Origin of the sequence: Streptomyces sp. NPDC094147 (assembly GCF_044764265.1) — a bacterium.
In the GTDB taxonomy this organism is placed as follows: domain Bacteria; phylum Actinomycetota; class Actinomycetes; order Streptomycetales; family Streptomycetaceae; genus Streptomyces.
In genome coordinates this window covers 1-17581 of the sequence record NZ_JBIWHT010000056.1, presented here as the reverse complement: position 1 = coordinate 17581, position 17581 = coordinate 1, and the positions used below count along the sequence as shown (strand labels likewise).

Annotated in this window: 19 protein-coding genes and 3 pseudogenes; 8 read left to right on the top strand and 14 right to left on the bottom strand. The window is 69.2% G+C overall.

The genetic code is table 11. The features are described from left to right. Positions 1–198 precede the first annotated feature (198 nt). Positions 199–306 (top strand): annotated as a pseudogene (locus ACIQ8J_RS34845) (IS5/IS1182 family transposase); the annotation flags it as partial. Between the two features lie 9 nt (positions 307–315). Here the strand turns inward: ACIQ8J_RS34845 and ACIQ8J_RS34840 are convergent. Next, positions 316–507, bottom strand: coding sequence for a hypothetical protein (locus ACIQ8J_RS34840; protein ID WP_403608122.1), 192 nt, complete (start codon positions 505–507; stop codon positions 316–318). A gap of 743 nt (positions 508–1250) precedes the next feature. Between ACIQ8J_RS34840 and ACIQ8J_RS34835 the strand changes: the two genes are divergently transcribed. The 3 genes from ACIQ8J_RS34835 to ACIQ8J_RS34825 all read left to right on the top strand — a co-directional run bounded on the left by ACIQ8J_RS34835 (position 1251) and on the right by ACIQ8J_RS34825 (position 4072). Then, positions 1251–1760, top strand: a complete 510-nt coding sequence (locus ACIQ8J_RS34835; protein WP_403608126.1) for an RNA polymerase sigma factor — start codon at positions 1251–1253, stop codon at positions 1758–1760. A 65-nt stretch (positions 1761–1825) separates the two neighbouring features. Continuing rightward, on the top strand, positions 1826–2428 hold the full coding sequence (locus tag ACIQ8J_RS34830) for a hypothetical protein (protein WP_403608120.1): 603 nt from the start codon (positions 1826–1828) through the stop codon (positions 2426–2428). A gap of 93 nt (positions 2429–2521) precedes the next feature. Continuing rightward, positions 2522–4072: an ABC1 kinase family protein gene (locus ACIQ8J_RS34825; protein ID WP_403608118.1), complete on the top strand. Its 1551-nt coding sequence runs from the start codon at positions 2522–2524 to the stop codon at positions 4070–4072. Positions 4073–4201: 129 nt separating this feature from the next. On the opposite strand, the gene ACIQ8J_RS34820 is transcribed toward ACIQ8J_RS34825, so the two are convergent. From ACIQ8J_RS34820 to ACIQ8J_RS34765, 12 genes are all read right to left on the bottom strand, one after another. Continuing rightward, the gene (locus tag ACIQ8J_RS34820) at positions 4202–4681 is read right to left on the bottom strand and encodes an SRPBCC family protein (protein ID WP_403608116.1); all 480 of its coding nucleotides are present in this window, start codon (positions 4679–4681) and stop codon (positions 4202–4204) included. Beyond that, the gene (locus ACIQ8J_RS34815; RefSeq protein WP_403608114.1) at positions 4678–5694 is read right to left on the bottom strand and encodes a hypothetical protein; all 1017 of its coding nucleotides are present in this window, start codon (positions 5692–5694) and stop codon (positions 4678–4680) included. Before ACIQ8J_RS34815 ends, ACIQ8J_RS34820 begins: the two co-directional genes overlap by 4 nt. Before the next feature lie 58 nt (positions 5695–5752). After that, entirely contained in the window at positions 5753–7159 is a 1407-nt protein-coding gene (locus ACIQ8J_RS34810) for a cytochrome P450 (RefSeq protein WP_403608112.1), read from the bottom strand. Positions 7160–7170: 11 nt separating this feature from the next. Further along, a complete protein-coding gene (locus ACIQ8J_RS34805) occupies positions 7171–7851 on the bottom strand; it encodes a class I SAM-dependent methyltransferase (protein ID WP_403608110.1) in 681 nt (226 codons plus the stop codon). A gap of 81 nt (positions 7852–7932) precedes the next feature. Further along, positions 7933–9288: an NAD(P)/FAD-dependent oxidoreductase gene (locus ACIQ8J_RS34800; RefSeq protein ID WP_403608108.1), complete on the bottom strand. Its 1356-nt coding sequence runs from the start codon at positions 9286–9288 to the stop codon at positions 7933–7935. Next, entirely contained in the window at positions 9285–9857 is a 573-nt protein-coding gene (locus tag ACIQ8J_RS34795; RefSeq protein ID WP_403608106.1) for a flavin reductase family protein, read from the bottom strand. Before ACIQ8J_RS34795 ends, ACIQ8J_RS34800 begins: the two co-directional genes overlap by 4 nt. Next, positions 9850–10317 carry a type II toxin-antitoxin system RatA family toxin gene (locus ACIQ8J_RS34790; protein WP_403608104.1) on the bottom strand — a complete coding sequence of 156 codons (468 nt, stop codon included), beginning with the start codon at positions 10315–10317 and terminating at the stop codon, positions 9850–9852. The genes ACIQ8J_RS34795 and ACIQ8J_RS34790 overlap by 8 nt, the downstream gene beginning before the upstream one ends. A gap of 72 nt (positions 10318–10389) precedes the next feature. Next, entirely contained in the window at positions 10390–11661 is a 1272-nt protein-coding gene (locus ACIQ8J_RS34785; RefSeq protein ID WP_403608102.1) for an aspartate aminotransferase family protein, read from the bottom strand. Beyond that, the gene (locus ACIQ8J_RS34780; RefSeq protein WP_403608100.1) at positions 11658–12752 is read right to left on the bottom strand and encodes an SDR family oxidoreductase; all 1095 of its coding nucleotides are present in this window, start codon (positions 12750–12752) and stop codon (positions 11658–11660) included. Before ACIQ8J_RS34780 ends, ACIQ8J_RS34785 begins: the two co-directional genes overlap by 4 nt. A 64-nt stretch (positions 12753–12816) precedes the next feature. Next, a complete protein-coding gene (locus ACIQ8J_RS34775) occupies positions 12817–13947 on the bottom strand; it encodes an acyl-CoA dehydrogenase (protein ID WP_403608098.1) in 1131 nt (376 codons plus the stop codon). A gap of 53 nt (positions 13948–14000) precedes the next feature. After that, a complete protein-coding gene (locus ACIQ8J_RS34770; protein ID WP_403608096.1) occupies positions 14001–14972 on the bottom strand; it encodes a bifunctional lysylphosphatidylglycerol flippase/synthetase MprF in 972 nt (323 codons plus the stop codon). Next, on the bottom strand, positions 14956–15450 hold the full coding sequence (locus ACIQ8J_RS34765) for a hypothetical protein (protein WP_403608094.1): 495 nt from the start codon (positions 15448–15450) through the stop codon (positions 14956–14958). The genes ACIQ8J_RS34770 and ACIQ8J_RS34765 overlap by 17 nt, the downstream gene beginning before the upstream one ends. Positions 15451–15506: 56 nt before the next feature. On the opposite strand from ACIQ8J_RS34765, the pseudogene ACIQ8J_RS34760 reads away from it, so the two are divergent. Further along, positions 15507–15677, top strand: a pseudogene (locus ACIQ8J_RS34760) (pyridoxamine 5'-phosphate oxidase family protein); the annotation flags it as partial. A gap of 58 nt (positions 15678–15735) precedes the next feature. Then, positions 15736–15907, top strand: a pseudogene (locus tag ACIQ8J_RS34755) (IS5/IS1182 family transposase); the annotation flags it as partial. 56 nt (positions 15908–15963) lie between these two features. On the opposite strand, the gene ACIQ8J_RS34750 reads toward ACIQ8J_RS34755, so the two are convergent. Beyond that, a complete protein-coding gene (locus ACIQ8J_RS34750; protein ID WP_403608093.1) occupies positions 15964–16293 on the bottom strand; it encodes a hypothetical protein in 330 nt (109 codons plus the stop codon). A gap of 96 nt (positions 16294–16389) precedes the next feature. Between ACIQ8J_RS34750 and ACIQ8J_RS34745 the strand changes: the two genes are divergently transcribed. After that, positions 16390–16884 (top strand): helix-turn-helix domain-containing protein, encoded by a 495-nt coding sequence (locus ACIQ8J_RS34745; protein WP_403608091.1) that lies wholly within the window; start codon positions 16390–16392, stop codon positions 16882–16884. Continuing rightward, positions 16766–17458: an IS630 family transposase gene (locus tag ACIQ8J_RS34740; protein ID WP_403608124.1), complete on the top strand. Its 693-nt coding sequence runs from the start codon at positions 16766–16768 to the stop codon at positions 17456–17458. Before ACIQ8J_RS34745 ends, ACIQ8J_RS34740 begins: the two co-directional genes overlap by 119 nt. Positions 17459–17581: the final 123 nt, after the last annotated feature.

The following is a 17581-nucleotide window of genomic DNA, read 5'->3' as shown; positions in this document are numbered from 1 at the left end:
CGGTCAGACCCCCACCCTGCGCATACCGCATATCAACGGCATACCGCAGGGATCACCCACCGTCACCCCCGACACCAACCCGAAAACCTCAGTAACCGCGCTCAAGGACCGGGGCCTGGTGTGTCTCGGAGAACATCGGTACAGCGGTTATTGGTGAGATTGATCATGATCCGGCCGGCCTTCGCACTTCTGCGCTGGTTCCGCTGGCTGCGTATCCGCTGGGACATCCGCGCCGACATCCACCAGGCCTTCCTCACCCTCGGCTGCGCAACCATCTGCTGGCGGCGCCTCAAAAAACAGTGCTGATCTGAGCCCTCAGCACGAACCGACGACCAGCGCCTCGCCGAGCGGGGTGCGTCGTCGCCGCTTGAGGGTGCGGCGGGGGCACGGGCCCGGCGTGTGCAGCCGTTCGGCTTGTCCGCAGGTGGGGCACGGGCGCCGGAGCTCGGCGTCCGGTGTGGTGCAGTGGCCGCGGACGGGGGCGTCGGCGGTGCGGCGGCTGACCATGTGTGACTCGCCTCAGACGGTGCGGGTCTCCCGGTTGACCCCGGTCCCTGATCAGGCGGTTCGGCAACCGCGAGCCCGGCAGACAGGAGTCCGCCGGACTTGGACGCGCGGCCAAGGTTGACCGAGTCGCGCGGCCGGACCGCCAAGAACCCCTCGACCACGACGGAGCCATGCCGGCGCTCGTCCTCGGCCGGTTTCGGCTCCGCGTGCGCGAGTGCCCGCAAGCGGCCGAATGCTCACACGTCCGTCCTCGCCAACCTCCAGGGAAGTCCACGCGGGGCTCGACGGGCGGCGGTGCCGGTGGTGATCGACACCCTCGGCCCCAACGTCGCTTCCTAAGCGGCCTTTTGCGGCTCGGCGTTGATCTCCTCCTCGGGGTTGAGGCGGTGGATGTGGATGTCGTGGGTGACGCGACTGGTGGGTGGCTCGTCGGGGCGGAGACTGCGGTACCCGGGGACCTAGGGGGCGGGGACTTTCACTTCCTCTCGTCAAACACGCGCCACACAGAGCACTGAACTGTGGATTAGCCGAGATGAAGATACTATTATCACTTCTCATTTTCTCGTTCAAACGAAGGAAGGGTGTGATGGGCGGGTTATCCATCTCTCCCCAGGGCAGAAATGCTGCTGTTTACAGCAAAGAAGAAAGGGCGAGGGGATGGAAAGAATGGAGGGGATTTTCGTCGCATGAGGGCATGCGTGAACCCAATCGCTGGGAGCATTTCTTTCGTTCGATGATTGGTGATGCGTATGCACTTATGCTGCGATTCTTCCTGGTGTGAAGTCATTCAGCATCGTGAGCGCCTCCTGCGTCTGGTGCGCCGTCGACTGCCCAATCTTCAGGACGCCGAGGACTGCGTCCAGGAGGCCATACTGCGGGCAGCGACCCACCGCGACCTGGACCGCGACCGGCTCGGGGCGTTCCTGACCACGGTCGCCATGCGCCTGTGCATCGACAACTATCGGGAACGGGAGCGCTGGCAGCGTCTGCTGCTGCGCGTCACCGACGGGGAGCCGGAGATGCTGGAGGAAGCCGTCTGTGACCGGGAATTCGGTCGCTGGCTGCTCCGGCAGGTCGACCAGCTCCGCGGCAGGGAACGGCAGGTGATGCTCGCGCGAGCCGATGGGATCTCCATCGCCGAGTTCGCCCGCATCAACCAGATCTCCGTAAAGGCCGCCGAGGGTGCTTTCACACGTGGCAGGGCAAGGCTCCGGCACATGTGCACCCAATCCCTGGGCGAATCCTGCGGATGACCGGAAAAAATGGTTCGGCATCCTGGTCGATTCCATGATGCCCTCTGGGGAAGGAACTCGAAAAATTGCCTGACAAGCCGAGCACACAGGACACCATCAAGAACTTACTCGGCGACATCGCCGACAGTTCCAACAAGGCCTTCAACGATTTCCTCGATCCGCCGAACAAGTCCAAGAAGTCCGACTTCCCGGACTGGTTCGGCTCCGGCAATCCGATGGCGGCCCTGGCCGGGACGCCCCTCGGGGCACTCCAGGCGATGGCGGCGTTCGGCGGTATGAACCCCGTGGCCGCACTCGCGGGCGCCAACCCGCTCGCCCTCCTGGCGGGCGCCTCGTCGGACCGGGGTTCCGGGTCGGTGAACCCCCTGGCCGCACTCGCGAACGCCAACCCGCTCGCCCTCCTGGCGGGCGCGACCCATCCGGCGGCGGCCCTCCCCGGGTTGCCCGCCTCGTCCAATCCGCTCGCGGCCGTCGGGCAACTCACTGGTGCGGCAGCGGGTTTGCCCGGTGCCGTGGGCGGTCTTGGCGGTCTGGCCGAATCTCTGGCGACACTGCCCCAGCAGATCGCCAGGCTGACCGACCTGCTGTCCACGCTGGCCGGTGCCCTGGACGCCATCAGTGACGTCGCGGCAAGTGCCGGAGCCCGTCCGCCGGCCAAGAGGGGATGACCGACGCCGTCCTGGCACAAGGCTGTTGACCCGCGGTCCGTGCCCGGTGCGCCGGGCCGGCTTCCGCAGAACCCTTAGGAGGGAACCCGCGTCGTGAGGACCTTGATCGGCGACCGGCTCCGGCTGGTCGTGAAGGTGCTGGGCAGTCTGATCGCCGACGAGGTCGGTCATACGGCGCGGGAACACGGTAGATCCAAAGGGAACGGCCGGTCCCCGGCGGAGGAGGAGGAATCCGCCGCCGGGGACGCCCAACGACGGGCGCGGGCCGTACGAAAGGCCCTGGAAAGCCTGGGCCCGTTCTATGTGAAGCTCGGCCAGATCCTCTCCACGCGGCCGGACATGGTGCCGCCCTCGATGATCGCCGAATTCCAGAACCTGCACGACCAGGTAGACGTGCAGCCGTTCTCCATGTTCGAGCCAGTCCTGGAGAGTGATCTCGGCCCTGACTGGAAGCTCAGGTTCGACGACATTGACACCAGCCGGCCCCTGGGGGCGGCGTCGCTGGCCCAGGTCTACCGGGTGACCCTGCCCGGGGGGCGGCCGGCCGTGGTGAAGATCCAGAGGCCGGAGATCCGCGAGGCGGTACGGGCGGACATGGCCCTGCTGCGCCGGGCGTCCCGCATCGTGGCACGTGCGGCACCGCGGTTCAACGAGGTCATCGACGTCGAGGCGATGCTGGGCTCGATCTTCGACGCCATGGAACCTGAACTGGACTTCACCGGCGAGGCGCGCAACATGGAGGAGGGCCGGGAGGCGGCCCGGGACTTCCGCACGCTGGCCGTCCCCGAGGTCCTGTCGGCCACGCCTCGGGTGCTGGTGCAGTCGATGGCTGCCGGCATGTCCGTACGGCATCTGGACCGCAGGGCGTTCAGCGACAGCGAACGCACCGACATCGGCAAGGACCTGCTGCGGTTCATGTACCGCGGTTACTTCGTCCAGCGGACGTTCCACGCGGATCCGCACGCGGGCAATGTCTTCGCCCTGCCCGGGGGCCCCGCGACTCTGATCGACTGGGGCATGGTGGGGCGCCTGGACAAGCGGACCAGCCTGCAGCTGCTGCCGCTGCTGATGGCACTGGCGCAGAACGACGGACACGGCCTGGCCCGCGCCTGGGCCGACATGGGAAAACTCACCGCCTGGGCGAACCTGCCGGCGTTCGCCGCCGACATGGCGGCGCTGGTCCCCAAGATCTCCAATGCCTCGCTGGGCGAGCTCAACTTCGGCGTCTCGCTCACCACGGTGCTGGAGAAGGCCACCAAACGGGGCATCGGCTCCGCACCCTCGATCTCGTTGCTGGGGAAGTCCTTCGCCAATCTCGAAGGCTCGGTCCGCTGCCTGGCGCCCGAACTGTCGCTGGCCGAGATCTTCAAGGGCGAGGTCCGCGGCATCGTGATGTCCCTGCTGGGCGAGTTCATCTCACTGGAGCAACTGGGCCGTACGGCGATGGACCTGATGGTGACGGCCACCACCAGCCCCGAGCAGCTGCGCGGGCTGCTGGCCGACGCGTCCAACCGGAGGTTCGCGCTCCAGGTTCACCAGCCGAGGACGCCGGCCTCCCTGGGAGGCGAACGCGGATCCTACTGGGGTCTGCTCGCCTTGGGGGCCATGGCGCTGCTGCTGGATCACCGCCGCAGGTCCCGCTGACGCGTCGGTGGCGCCGTCGGTGTCCCTGCGCCAGGGGGCCCTGGTAACCGTCCGGATCGTCGCGAGCCAGGGTCTTGCCGGTCCCGGGCCCGGTGGGAGCCGGGCCCGGGACCGGGTGCGCATCCTGCCTCAGCCGCCCTCCAGGGCTGCCCGGAGGGCGGCGAGTGTCGCCCTCATCGTCGCGCGGTTGCGCTCGCGGCGCCGGACAACACCGGTGACCACAGGGGTGACGGCGGTGAGCAGTCGTCCGGCGACCGCCGACCGCAGATCCAGCCACTCCTCCGTCACTTCGCATCCCCCGGGTACCTCCGTGAACCGGTACGTCCACTGCGAGAGGGCCACGCCCAGGAAGCTGACCTTGAAGGAGAAGCAGATTCCCGGCTCGGCGGAGACCACGGTGCACAGGGTGGCCCAGGGCAGCCACGAGGCGCGGTTGAGTCCCACGAAGCGTGTTCCCACGCGTGCGGGCGCCCGACCGCCCAGCACGCGGGCGCCGCGGACCTCCGGACTCCACTGCCCCATGCGCGTGACGTCGCTCACTGCGGCGTACGCCGTGCCTGGCGGCACCCGGACCGTGATGCGCTCGCTGAGCAGGGCCGGGCCCCTCACGCGCGGATGGTGATGCCGTGCTCACGGTCGTCCGTGAGGATCTCCATCAGGGCGCGGCTGTCGGTCTTGAGCGCGGTGCGCTTGCCGGTCACCCGGTTGACGATCTCCACCGTGCAGGAGCCGATCTTTGTGTTGAGGCAGTGTTTGATCCCGCCGGGCGGGTTGTAGTAGTTCAGGCCGACGAACCGCTCCTTGGGGGCGGTCATCCGTCCGCGGATGTCGACGGTGCTGTCGGATGTGGCGAAGTCCCAGTAGAAGTAGCCGAAGTCCGCCTTGGCGGAGAGCGCCTGGCGCAGTGACACCAGCGAGTACTCGCGGTCCTGGTGGCGCAGGACAAGGAAGGTGACCTGCGGAATGTGTACCGGGCCGATCTTTGCGCGTGCCGTGACGACCTCCAGGAAGCTGTCGGGCTCCCCGTCGAAGCCCGCGACCTGCCCGAAGGCGTAGTGGTCGGTGTGCCGGCTGCCCCAGTTGTGGTTCTGGCTGCCCGTCCAACCGTCGATGGCGACCCTCTCGCCGTTGACGTCGAGGCTGCCGCTGTACCGGGCGAGCGGCGTTCCGACCAGGCTCTTGGCCTTGGGGAACCCGCCTGTGTACATCCTCGGCGGCAGGAGGAGAAGCGGCGGCTGGTTCCCGGTGTACGTCAGATCCCAGCCGATCTGGCCGTCCGGCCCCCTGGCCTCGCCCTTGAGGCGGCCCGGTTCCAGCACGCGTTCGCCGACCCGTGCGCCGAACGAGTCGGTGCTGAAGTGGCAGTCGGCGATGGGGTGTTCCTCCTTGGCCACCACATGCTGTCCGGTCACTCCGTCGAACCAGATCGCCCAGAGCTCGCCGATGGCCGCCTCGGGCATCTTCGCGGGGCTGAACACGGTGTATCTGATCCAGAAGGCGCGGGGTTCCGTAGGGTGGTTGCCTCGCTGGTAGAAGCTCTCGTAGTGACCGGCCTGCTGGCCCGGCCGATAGCGGGTCCGGTTGATGTGCTCGGGGTCAAGGATCGAAGAGTCGGCGTTCATGAGGTCCGTTCTCCCGGATACGGTCGGCTCCTGCGCAGAGGTCGTGTACAGCGGCGGCCTACTGGACATGAGCGGGTCGGGCGGCCGAGGACTTCCGCTGATGCATCGTCATCAGCATCCCGTACCGCGGCCGCAGGGTGATGGTGGCGTGGTTCACCACCCGGTGTGAGGGAACATGGCGGAACTCCCAGCGGCGCACCAGGGCGCACAGGAGCAGATGAGCCTCCATGAGTGCGAAGTGCTTCCCGATGCACAGATGGGGCCCCGCGCCGAACGGCAGATAGGCGAAGCGATGGCGCCCCTTGCCGGTTTCCGGCAGAAAGCGGTCCGGGTCGAAGCGCTCGGGGTCCGTCCAGTGCCGCGGGTGGCGGTGGATGTCGAACAGGTTGACCAGGACGCGTGACCCGGCCGGTACCCGGTAGCCGCCCAGTTCGGTGTCCCGCAGCACCAGCCGGGGGAGGATCGGCGCCGACGGGTAGAGCCGCAGGGCTTCTTCGAAGACCCGCAGGGTGTAGGGCATCGCCGCCAGTTCGTCGGGGGTGGGCAGTTCGTTGCCCAGTACGCCGTCCACCTCCCGCTGGACCCGCCACAGCACCTCACGGTGCCTGGAGAGCAGGTAGAAGGCCCAGGTGAGCGTGATCGCGGTGGTCTCGTGCCCGGCGGCGAAGGTGGTGATCACCTCGTCCCGCAGCTCCCGGTCGGTCATCCCCTGGCCGGTGTCGGCGTCGCGGGCGGCCAGCAGCATGTCCAGCAGGTCCCCGCCGCCGGTGGTGGCGTCGGGCTGCCGGCGTTCCGCGATGATCCGGTGGATGAGGTCGTCGAGTCCCCGCATGACCTCGTGGAAGCGCCGATTGCGTGGGGTCGGCCAGGACGTCGGCGGGCTCAGCGGGTTCTGCAGCCGGTCGAAGGCGTAGTTGATCGCGACGTCCACCGCGTCCGGTCCAAGCCCGGCCAGGGTCCGGCTCACATCGGTGCTGAACATGCAGCGGCTGACAATGTCCAGGGTGACCCGCATCATCTCCGTGTGCAGGTCCACCACCGTGCCCGTTCGGTAGCGGTCCGACATGTGCGAGATCTGCTCGGTCGCCGAGACACCCATCGTCGCGAACATGCCCGCGAGGGACTGCTTGGTGTAGATCGGCTGCATCATCCGGCGGTTGCGCAGCCAGCTCTTGTGGTCGTCGCTGGTCAGCAGGCCCTCACCGAGGACAAGCCGCAGCGGGTTGTCCGCCCCGAGTTTGCCGAACCGGTCGCTGTCGGTCAGTACCTCGGCGGCCAGCTCCGGGCTGGACACGCCGTGCACCGTCACCGGGCCGAGCCGGTAGCGGACCAGGTCGCCGTGGGCGGTGCGCCCATGGTGCATGGCCTTGAGGATGTCGCGCCGGAAATCCAGAACACTGCCCAGCAACGGCAGCCCCGCCGCCCTGGGGGCGCCTGCCGCCGCGCCGTCGCGTGCCTCGGTCATCGCCTTCGCCCTCACTTCCGCGCCAGCGCGCAGACCCAGCCCAGCGAACGGCGCGGCTCCGACACGAATCGGGCATCCCGGAAACCGGCCTTGGTGAGCCGGTCCACCAGGTCGTCCCCGGAGAGGATGTGCAGCCCCGCCCGCTGCGAGCGTTCCGTGAAGCGCCGGCCGAAGAACCGCTGCGTCAGTGACGGGTCGTCACCGGCCTCCCGGCTCATCTCCAGCGTGATGGCCACCTGGCCGCCCGGTTTGAGCACCCGGTATGCCTCGGTGAGGCCGCCCAGGGGATCCGGCCAGAAGTAGAAGGTCTCGATCGCGCAGACCTGGTCGAACGAGGAGTCCTCGTAGGGCAGGCGGGAGCATTCCCCGTGCCGGATCTCGACCCGGCTCCGCGCGATGGACGGCAGATTGCGCCGTACCGCCTGCTCGACCATCTCCATCGAGTAGTCCACCCCGGCGATGAATCCCTGAGCGGCCCGCTGCGACAGCAGCTTCACCGCCATGCCCCCGCCGCAGCCGACGTCCAGCACCCGTTGGCGGCTGCGCACGTCCATGTGCTCGATCGTCCACATGGTGAGGCTCCGGTGTTGCACCGCCATCAGGTTTCCGAAGAACCGGCCGGCTCGCCCGGTCGGCCTGCGGAAGTTCTCCTCCATGAGCTCCAGCGGCCTCGCCAGCAGTGTGCCGATCATTGACGTTCCTTTCCCGGTCAGCCCTGCGTCCGTGTGGTTCTGAGGCAATCGAAGGGAATCGATCAGGTGGTCTACGGCTCCTCACCCCCGGGGACCGAGTTCAGGCCATGCCGCACGGCGGACGGTACGGTCCATCGAGGCCAGTCGGGCCCGCAGGAGCGGCCGGGCCGGTCCCGACACCGGCAGCCGCGGCGCCCGGGAGCGGTGCCAGGGCAGCGGCTCATACGTGCCCGCGGCACCCAGCAGGGCCGCGGAGAGGTAGGAGCCGTGCGCCACCGACATCGCAAGACCGTGCCCGTTGCAGCCGCCCGCGTACCAGACTCCGGGTCGGCCCCGGACCGGCCCCACCACGGGGAGGCCGTCCGCCGTCACCCCGATCCCGCCCGCCCAGCGGTGCGTGACCTCCACCCCGGCCAGGGCCGGGTGCAGTGCCCGCAGCCACTGCTCCAGCCGGTCGAACGCGAAGACCCGCAGCACGGCCGTACGGCGGGGTCCGATCCCGTCTGGGTGGAGGGCGGTCCCACCCCCCACCACCAGTCGGCCTTCCGCGGTGAGGCGGAAGTACGGGGCCAGCGGCACCGCGTCGATCACCGCCGGGCCACCCTGGCCGAGGAGCGCACGCGTCTCGTGGCCCAGCGGCTCGGTCGCCACCGCGTGCACCTCAAGACCAAGCACCGTGCCCACCGGCAGGCCGAGCCCTGCCACCCCGGCGTTCACCGCCAGCACCGACTGCGGCGCCCGCACGGTGCCGTGCGGGAACAGCAGTTCGGGCTGGTGTCCGTCCCCGCCACGTACCTCCCGCAGTGGGCTGCCGCCGTACAGCCGTACGCCCCTGGCCACGCAGGCCCTCGCCAGAGCCGCCGTCAGCGCGGCCGGATCGAGGGTGGCGGTGTGCCGGTGGAGCAGACCCGCGTGGTAAGGCACGTCCACCCGTCGCCGGATGTCGGCGGCGCAGAGTACTGGCACCTCCAGGTCCAGGGAGCGGTAGGCGGCGGCCTGCCGCGCCAGGGACACCAGACCGGTGCCGGATCGCGCCGCGACGATCTGTTCCCCGTCCGCGCAGGGCACACCGAGCCGGTCGCACAGATCCACGACGTGTCGCACCGCCTCGACACTGGCCTGGTGCATCCGGCGGGCGACGGCGGGGCCGTGGCGACGCACCGCCCGGTCGACCGGCGGGCCCACCCGCGGGCCCAGCAGCCCGGTGCCACGCCCACTGGCACCCGCCGCCGGCCGCTCCGCGTCCACCACCACGATGTCCAGAGAAGGCCGGCGCTCCGCCAGGTGGTACGCCGTGGACAGCCCCACAAGGCCGGCGCCCACCACCGCGACATCGGCACCGATCCGGCCGCACACGGTGGATGGCGGGTCTGTACCGCCCGGCCCGGCCGGGTCCCCGGACTCCCAGCAGGGCGTGCCCGGCGCGAACAGGGTCACCGGGGCGCTCCTTCCCGGGCCGTCGGCTCACCGGCCCCGGACAACGACCGGAACCCCCGGTCGTGCCAGAGCAGTGGATGGCCCGACGCCACCTGCACCGCGGCCACCCGCCCCACCACCGCACTGTGGTCGCCGTAGCGGCGGATGTCCTCGACCAGGCAGACCGACCACCCCAGCGCGTCACCGAACACGGGTGCCCCCAGGACCGAACGGAGCGGGACCTCGCGGAACCGCTCTGCCGACGAGGCCGCCGGATCCGCGAAGCGGGCCGCCCGCGGACGCTGGTTCTCCCGCAGCAGGTTCACCGCGAACACGCCCTGACTCCGGACCTCCACCAGTGTGCGCGAGCCGTTGCGCAGACAGGCGAGCAGCAAGGGCGGCCGGGCCGACAGCGAGGTGAGGGAGGAGACGGTCATCCCGGTGGGCCCGCCCCCACCCTGAGTGGTGACCACGGTGACACCGGAGGCGAGTTTCGCGTACAGGCGCAGGCAGTGCTCGGTGTCCGGGCCGGGCTCGTCTCGCAACTGTTCGCCCGGCTCCAGCGGCCGCGCCAGGGCGAGGTCAGCCATGCGCGGCGTCCGCGAGATCGGCCGGTGACACCGTGCCGAGCAGACCCTGGAGGATCTTTTCGATGTTGATACGTAACGTCGACTCGGCCACCGGATCGAGGATCTCGGCCAGTGTGGGGATCCCCAGATCGAACGAGGCCCGGAAGGTGACGGTGGTGCCGTCCTGGTGTGCCTCGCACGTCCAACTGCCCTCGAAGGTCTCGAAGTCGCCGCTGAGCTGTTCGAACGTGATGGAGAGGGTGGGCGGCGAGAAGGTGTCGCGTTCCGTCCAGCGCATCACCCCATTACGGAAGGAGACCGTCCACTCGGAGACCACGGAACCGTCGGGTCGCGGAGGCTGCACCTCGACCGCGCGTACCGTCGTGGTGAGTTCGGGGTACCGGCTGAAGTCGCTGATCCTCCGGTAGGCGTGCTCGGGGTCGATGCCCTGAGCCGTCATCCGGACTGTCACATGGCGCATGGTGTTCGTCCTCACTGGCGTGTGGTGCTGATGTCATGACCGGTCATGGGGCACCCGAGCGCACGGACACGGTCAGCCGAGGCGTGTGTGCACGGCCCGCAGGGCTTCGGCCAGGGCGTCCAGGAACAGCTGGGCCTCGTCGGCGTCGGCGATCGCCGGGGGCGTCAGCCGGAGCACTCGCGTGGAGTTGAGCGAATGGTTCACCAGGACGCCGCGGCTCACCAGCTCCAGCAGCGTCTCGCCGACGGCCTGTGCCCGGGTGAACTCGACACCGATCAGCAGTCCCCTGCCGCGGACCTCGTGCACCAGGCGCTCCCGGTGGGGGGCGCAGGTCTCCACGACTCCCGCGAGCAGCTGACGGCCGAGCGAGGCGGCCCGGCCCACGATGTCCTCACGGTCCATCGTCTCCACCGCCGCCTGCGCCGCGGCACAGGCGATCGGCGAGGCGCCGAAGGTGGAGGTGTGGAGGTACGGGTCGCGGGAGAACGGACCGTAGGCGTCCTTGGTGGCCACCATCGCGGCCACCGGCACGACACCGCCGCTCAGACCCTTTCCGACGAGGAGGACATCCGGCACCACGCCCTCGGTGTCCACGCCCCACCAGGTGCCGAGCCGGCCCAGACCGGTCTGCACCTCGTCCACGATCAGGAAGGCGCCATACGCGCGGCACAGTCGAGCCGCCTCCGCCAGGTACCCGGGAGGCGGAATACGCACCCCGCCCTCGCCCTGCACCGGCTCAAGGATCACGCAGGCGCGGTCGCGGCGCTCACCGAGTGCCGCCTCCAGCTCGGCCAGGTTCCCGTAGGCGACCTGCATGGTGTCCGGCAACAGCGGTTCGAAGGGCCTCTGGTAAAGGGTGTTGGCGGTGGCGCTCAGTGCCCCCAGGGTCTTGCCGTGGTAGCCGGACACGGTGGTCACCAGGGCGTTGCGGCCATGGGCGCGGGCCAGCTTCAAGCCCGCTTCGGTGGCCTCGGCACCGGAGTTGACGAAGTGGACGTGGTCAAGGCCCGCCGGGGTACGGGCGGCCAGCGCTGCAGCGGCCCGGCCGGCGACGGGTTCCAGGAACACCCGAGTGGCCAGCGGATGTGCGTCCACCTGCCGGTGCACCGCCTCAAGTACCGCCGGGTGGCGATGGCCCAGGATGAAGACGCCGTAGCCACCGAAGTCCAGATAGCGGCGTCCGTCGTCGGCGTGCACCCAGGCGCCCTCGGAGTAGACCTCGGCCATTCCGCCGAGCACCGTGCCCATGACCGCCCGGCCGGAGCCCAGATGGCGCCGGTAGAGCTCGGCGGTGTCCGGGTACGACCCCACGGTGGCGTGAGCGGCCATCCCCACGGCGGTCATGACGCCAGCTCCGACGGGGTCTGAGCCGTCCGCGACCGGAGCAGGCCCCCTCGGCCGGCGGCCCAGCACTCCACGTTGCGCACCAGCGCCGACCGGATCGCGGCGCGCGTGGGGGCCGTGCCGCAGTGCGATGTCCCCAGATCGGACGCGAAGGGCAACTCCCGCTGGAAGACCAGCAGCAGCTCCGCGTAGTCCTGGAGCCGGCGCCGCACCAACGCCGGGAAGGACGGCCCCTCCAGGAGCGGCAGCAGCAGCCGGTGCACCGCTTCCACGGGGATCAGTCGCGGCGGGTGCGGACGTTCACCGTGGTGTTCGGCGAACTCCAGGCAGATGTCGACGACCTCCCGCTGCAGGATGGCCTCGCGCCCGGCGGTCAGCCAGTACTCGCCCTGTGAGACGCCGGCTCTGACCAGGTCGCCCACCGCGCGGGCCACCACGTCCTGCGGCACCATGTCGATCCTTGTCCCGGCCGAGCCCGGAAGCACCGGGACCTGGCCCTTCACGATGCCTCCCAGCGCCCGGGTCAGGCCCTGCACACGGGCGATCCGGCCGGTGGACGAGTCGCCCATGACCAGGGACGGACGCAGGATGACCCCGGGGACCTCGGCCGACCGCACAGCCTCCTCGGCCGCCGTCTTGGAGGCGAGGTACGCGGCTGCCCCGGGAAAGCGCTCCTGCTCCTCGGCTGCGAGCGGGTTCGCCACGAAGGCGGTGCTCATGTAGAAGAAGGGGGCGTCGGCACGGCCCGCCAGGTCGAGTATCGACCGGGTGCCGTCCAGATTGGTGCGCCAGATGTCGGCCGGGGCCAGCCGCCAGTTGGTGGCCGCGGCGGAGTGCACCACCACGTCCACCTCGGCGGCGAGGTCCAGCCGCTGGGCGGCCGAGAGCCCCATACCCGGGGCTCTCAGGTCCGCCGTCACCTCCCGTACCCGGGGGTCGTCCAGCGGTGCCCGGTGGCGAAGGCAGATCATGTCGTAGTCGTCGCAGAGCTCGTCGATCAGGGCTTGGCCGAGTACTCCCGCGGCGCCGGTGAGCAGCAGGGTGGGGCGTTGGCTCCGAGGACGGGACGGACCGGCGGGTTCTGACGGCATTGTTCAGGAACTCCCATCGGGTGGGGTGTGATGCGGTTCGTGAAGAGTCGTGCCCGGGATCGGATCAGGCGACGGTGAGCGGACCGTCGGCCAGGTGGGCCGCCAGCGGACCGGTCATCCTGGACCGTGAAGGCGGGTGCAAGGACAGCCCGTTGGCGCAGGCCGCAAGGTGTCCGACCTCGTCCGAGCTCATGAAGTTGAGGCCGCCGAGCAGTTCTACCGCCCGTGGGACCATGCGGGAGAGGGCGTCCTGCACGCAGTACCGCACGTACAGCGAGTCGGCGAGCGTCGACTCGTCCGGGCAGCCCTCGTCGAGTCGGCGGGCGATGCCCTCCGCGGCGGCCATCGCGCCCTCGGCCTCCACCAGCAGCCGGACCCGCTCGGACTCGGGCACCCGCTCATTTCGCAGCACCCGCTCCACCAGCGCGCTGGCGGCCCCGAGATAACTCCCCGTCATCAGCAGCTCGAACCAGACCAGGCCCGCGGTCTGCAGTTCGTCCAAGCGCCCGTCCGAGGCCGAGGTCCGCAGCAGCAGCTCCGGCGGTACCAGAACATCCGTGAGGGTGACCTGGTCGCTCTCCGCCCCCGACAGGAAGGAACTGGACCAGAAACCGCTGACACTCACGCCCTCGCTCTCGGCGGGCACCAGTGCCACTGCCAACTCCTCGCGCGCCCCCTGCGCACCGGGTACCAGGACACTGGCGGTGAGCAGATCCATGGACCGGGCGAGGCTGCACGGGCGCTTCACCCCGCTGATCCGCACCCCGTCGGGTCCCACCGTGGCGGTCATCGACGGCGAGAGGATGCCGGCGCCCGGTCGCCCCTCGGCGAAGCCGGAGGCCACCAGACGGTTGCCGGAGGCCACTCCTTCGACGAGCATCCACTCCAGGCCATCGCCGTCGGTGACCAGGCCGACCAGGGTGGCCATGGAGAAATGGTGCATCGTGGTGGCCACCGCCAGGGACGGCGACCTGCTGCCCAGGGCGCGCTGCACCCGCAGGGCGTCCAGAGCGGTGGCGCCCTTCCCTTGGCAGGAGATCGGCACCACAAGGCCGGGACCGCCGCTGTCGCGGAAGAGCCCGATACCGGGGCTGCGAGGGCTCTCCAGCTCCATGAGCGGCACCGCCCGCAGACTCTCGTCAAGACCCGGCAGCAACTTCGTCAAAATGGCGCGTTCGCGCTCCAGAAACCTCATGTGCTCCCCTTGCTCCGAGACAACCCGGTTGCTCTGAAACCCGCCCTGTCGGCCTACAGCGCCCGGGTGGCGCGCAGCAGCTGCCACACCGCCGAAGGACCTGGCCGCCCCTGGAAGGCGATGTACTCGGGCAGCACCGCGTGGGGCGCCCACTTCCGCTTGTACTCAAGCTGTGCGGCGGCCGGGTAGATCCGTTCGCCGTGCTGGGCGAGCAGCCGCACGCAGCGCGCGAAGGTACGGCTCGCACACGGCAGTTCATGCTCGTCGGAGAGCCCGGTGAAGGGCGTGAAGCCGAAGTGCAGCCAGCCCGCTCCGTCGGCCGACATCCGCTCCATCGCGGTCGCGTTCAGCGCCTCCATCACCCCGGGTGGAGCGTCCGGGGAACGCCGGCTGAGGTCGTGGAGCCAGCCTGGCCGACTGCCGAAGACCGGCGAGTAACTGATGTACCCGACGGCCACCCCGCCGATCCGCCCCACGAACAACCGCCGGTGCCGCTGAGCCAGTCCGGTCCGCTCGCCCACCAGGAACCGAAGCTCCTTGGCACCGCCCTTGCCACGGAGCCAGGCCCGGTCGATCAGGTCCAGTTCCCTCTGCACCTCGTCGTCGGCGACGGAGGGGGCCTCGACCACCTCCAGACCGGCGCGACGGGCCCTGGATATCTTGTTGCGGAGCCGTACGAAAGATGAGCCGCGCAGGGTGAACCGGGCCAGCTCGACCGCGTACGACGCCCCGAGTTGGTTCACCGTGAACCCGTGCGCCCCGTACAGCTCGGCGTCCGACCGCTGCAGTTGTACGGCCACCAGCCGGCGCGGACGGGCCTGCGCCGCGAAGGCGTCCAGCAGACCCGCGCGCTGCTCCTCTGCTGCGAAGGGACCCGCGAACTGCAGGAGGTGGCGCCCCGACCGGCGAAAGACGCAGGTGCCGTCGAAGCGTGGATCTCGAAAGTATTCATTGCCCTGATTGAGGGCAAGAAAAGAGCTTGGATTGTCGCTGTGCCGGACCAGGGCCTCAAAGACGGACGGCATCAGCACCCCTTCGGGAGTCACCAGAATTCCTTCCGGTCGAATTTGAGTATGCCCGCTCGAAATCGATATACGCCGGATGCGGGTCGGGTTCAAAAAGTACCCCGAACGGCTTGAGTGAATTCCCGAACAGGGCACGGTCCCCCAACAGGTGCAGGGGAAGAGCGAGCAGCGCCCATTCCGGCTTCACCAGCACCGCCCACAGACCGGCGACGACGCCTGCGGTCACGAGGCTGTGCATGGTGTTGTACGCCACGAAGTACCAGTGCGAGATGTGCCCGCCCCGACTCCTCCGGAAGGCCAGGGCGCCGGGGAGATAACCGACGGCGTCGATGACGACGAAGAGGGCAAAAAACACTGCCCACCGGATCTCCGAAAAATGCTGCACGGCGAGCACGGCGCATACCGCCAGGCCGCCTAGCCATTCCATTCGCAGCAGCAGGAAGGTGGTTCTCGTCTCGAATCTGTTTTTTGCATCCATGCGCCCTCCACCCTTCACCCTTGTTTACGGGGGAAGTGAAGGAAACCCTCATCGCAATGTCGGACACCGGCTCTGCGGCCCCCTGCCCGGCGACCGACCGCACCGCCCCCACCCGCTCGCGCCAGCGGGCCTCCTACGACCGCGCGTTGGTGCACGGCATCCTCGACGAGGCGTACGTCTGCCACCTGGGCTTCGTCCGCGACGGAGCTCCGGTCGTCCTGCCGACCCCGCGTCGAACAGGTCACCCCAACGGCAGGAAGCCGTCAATCGCCGTTGCGGTAGGACCTGCCCACCCTCACCCACCTCCGCAACGGCCAGCCCTATGCCCAGTTCGCGGCCGGTTTCCGGATCGGCACCACCACCCACGCTCGCCGAAGCAGTACGGTCCGTGTCGATGACGGCGTACCTGATCCTGGACGGGACGCTTCTGCCGATCGACCGGATCGCCGCCAACCGGGACTGAACGGAGGAGGCAGGAGTCCAGCGCCGCGTTGATCCTTCGGGGGTTGCCGGTCAGCTGGCAGGGTCGCCGAGGTAGAGGCCGACGGCGCAGTCGAGGGCGTCTTCGGGGCTTCCGAAGGACAGGCCCGTGGACAGGATGTTGTCCTCGTAGCGTTCGTTGCTGTAGGTGAACAGAGCGAAGCCCCACATCTCGGGGTGGCCGGTGTCCTTGAGCCTGCACAGTTGCAAGTCGTCTTCGTCGTCGCCGTTGATGACGGCGTCGATGTAGGCGTATCCGGCCCGCCAACGGACCTTGATCTCGGTGATCTGTGGCCAGCGGGCGGCATGGGCGGTCAGACGCTGCTGCAAGGCTGCGGCCTTGACAGTGTTCGAGCTGACCATGCCGCCCATCTTGCCTGATCCGCCCCCGGCGACGGCACGCACCACCCTGACCACGCAATGATCAGCGGATCAATAAGCTGATCTCGGGGTGGGGCGATGCGGCTGACCAGTCCGTTCACGATCGAACTGACCCAGGCCAAGCGTGAGGTGCTTGAACGCCTGGCAGACTCGCGCACCGCGCCGTTCGGGCAGGTGCAGCGGGCTTCGGTGATCCTGGCACTGGCCGAGGGAATGTCGAACGCCGCCACGGCCCGCGCGGCCGGGCGGCATGTGGACACCGTCCGCTCCTGGCGCAAGCGGTTCACCGCCGAGCGGCTGGCCGCGCTCGTCGACCGGCCCCGGCCGCTGGGGCGGCCCCGGTTGTCCGCCGAGGACAAGCTGCAGGTCATCGCCGCCGCGACCGCCCAACCGCCGACCGCCGACACCGTGTGGACCCACCGCCTGCTATCCGATCACCTGCGCCGTTCCGGGCCTGGCGGTCTCCGCCTCCCAGGTCGGACGGATCCTGGCCTGCGTCGACCTCAAGCCGCACCTGGTGCGCGGCTGGCTGACCCGACCAACAGACCCGGAGTTCTTCACCCGTGCCGCTGACGTGTGCGCGCTCTACCGCACCTGCCCTGCGAACGCGGTGGTGATCAGCGCGGATGAGAAGACCGGGATCACCGCACGCTCCCGCAAACACCCCGACCAGCCCGGCCGCCCCGAGCAGCGCACCCGCCGGGGGTTCGAGTACATCCGCCACGGCACCGTCTCAATCATCGCCGCCCTGAACGTCCACACCGGCCAAGTCCTCACCGAGCGCATCGACCGCAACAACGCCGACACCTTCATCGGCTTCCTACGCCAACTCAACGAGTCCATCCCCGCCGGCACCAGCATCCACCTGGTCATAGACAACGGCTCATCCCACGTCGCGAAGAAGACGAAGGCCTGGCTGGCCACCCGTCCCCGCTTCAACATCCACCACACCCCCGAACACGCCGGCTGGCTCAACCAAGTCGAGCTGTTCTTCTCCACCCTGACCCGACGTCTACTACGCCGCGGCCAGTTCGCCTCCCGCGACGAACTGGCCGCGGCCATCGACACCTTCGTCTTGGCCTACGACGAACACGACGCCAAGCCCTACCGCTGGACCTACGACGGCAGCCCACTCAAAGCTGCATGAACCCCCGGAGGATCAACGCGGCGCTGCACTACTGACCCTTTCGGGTTCATGTCGGGTGTGGCGTGAGGACCAGCCCGGTTTCGGTGAGGCAGCCGTCGATGAGTTCGGGGTGGTGCTGGATAT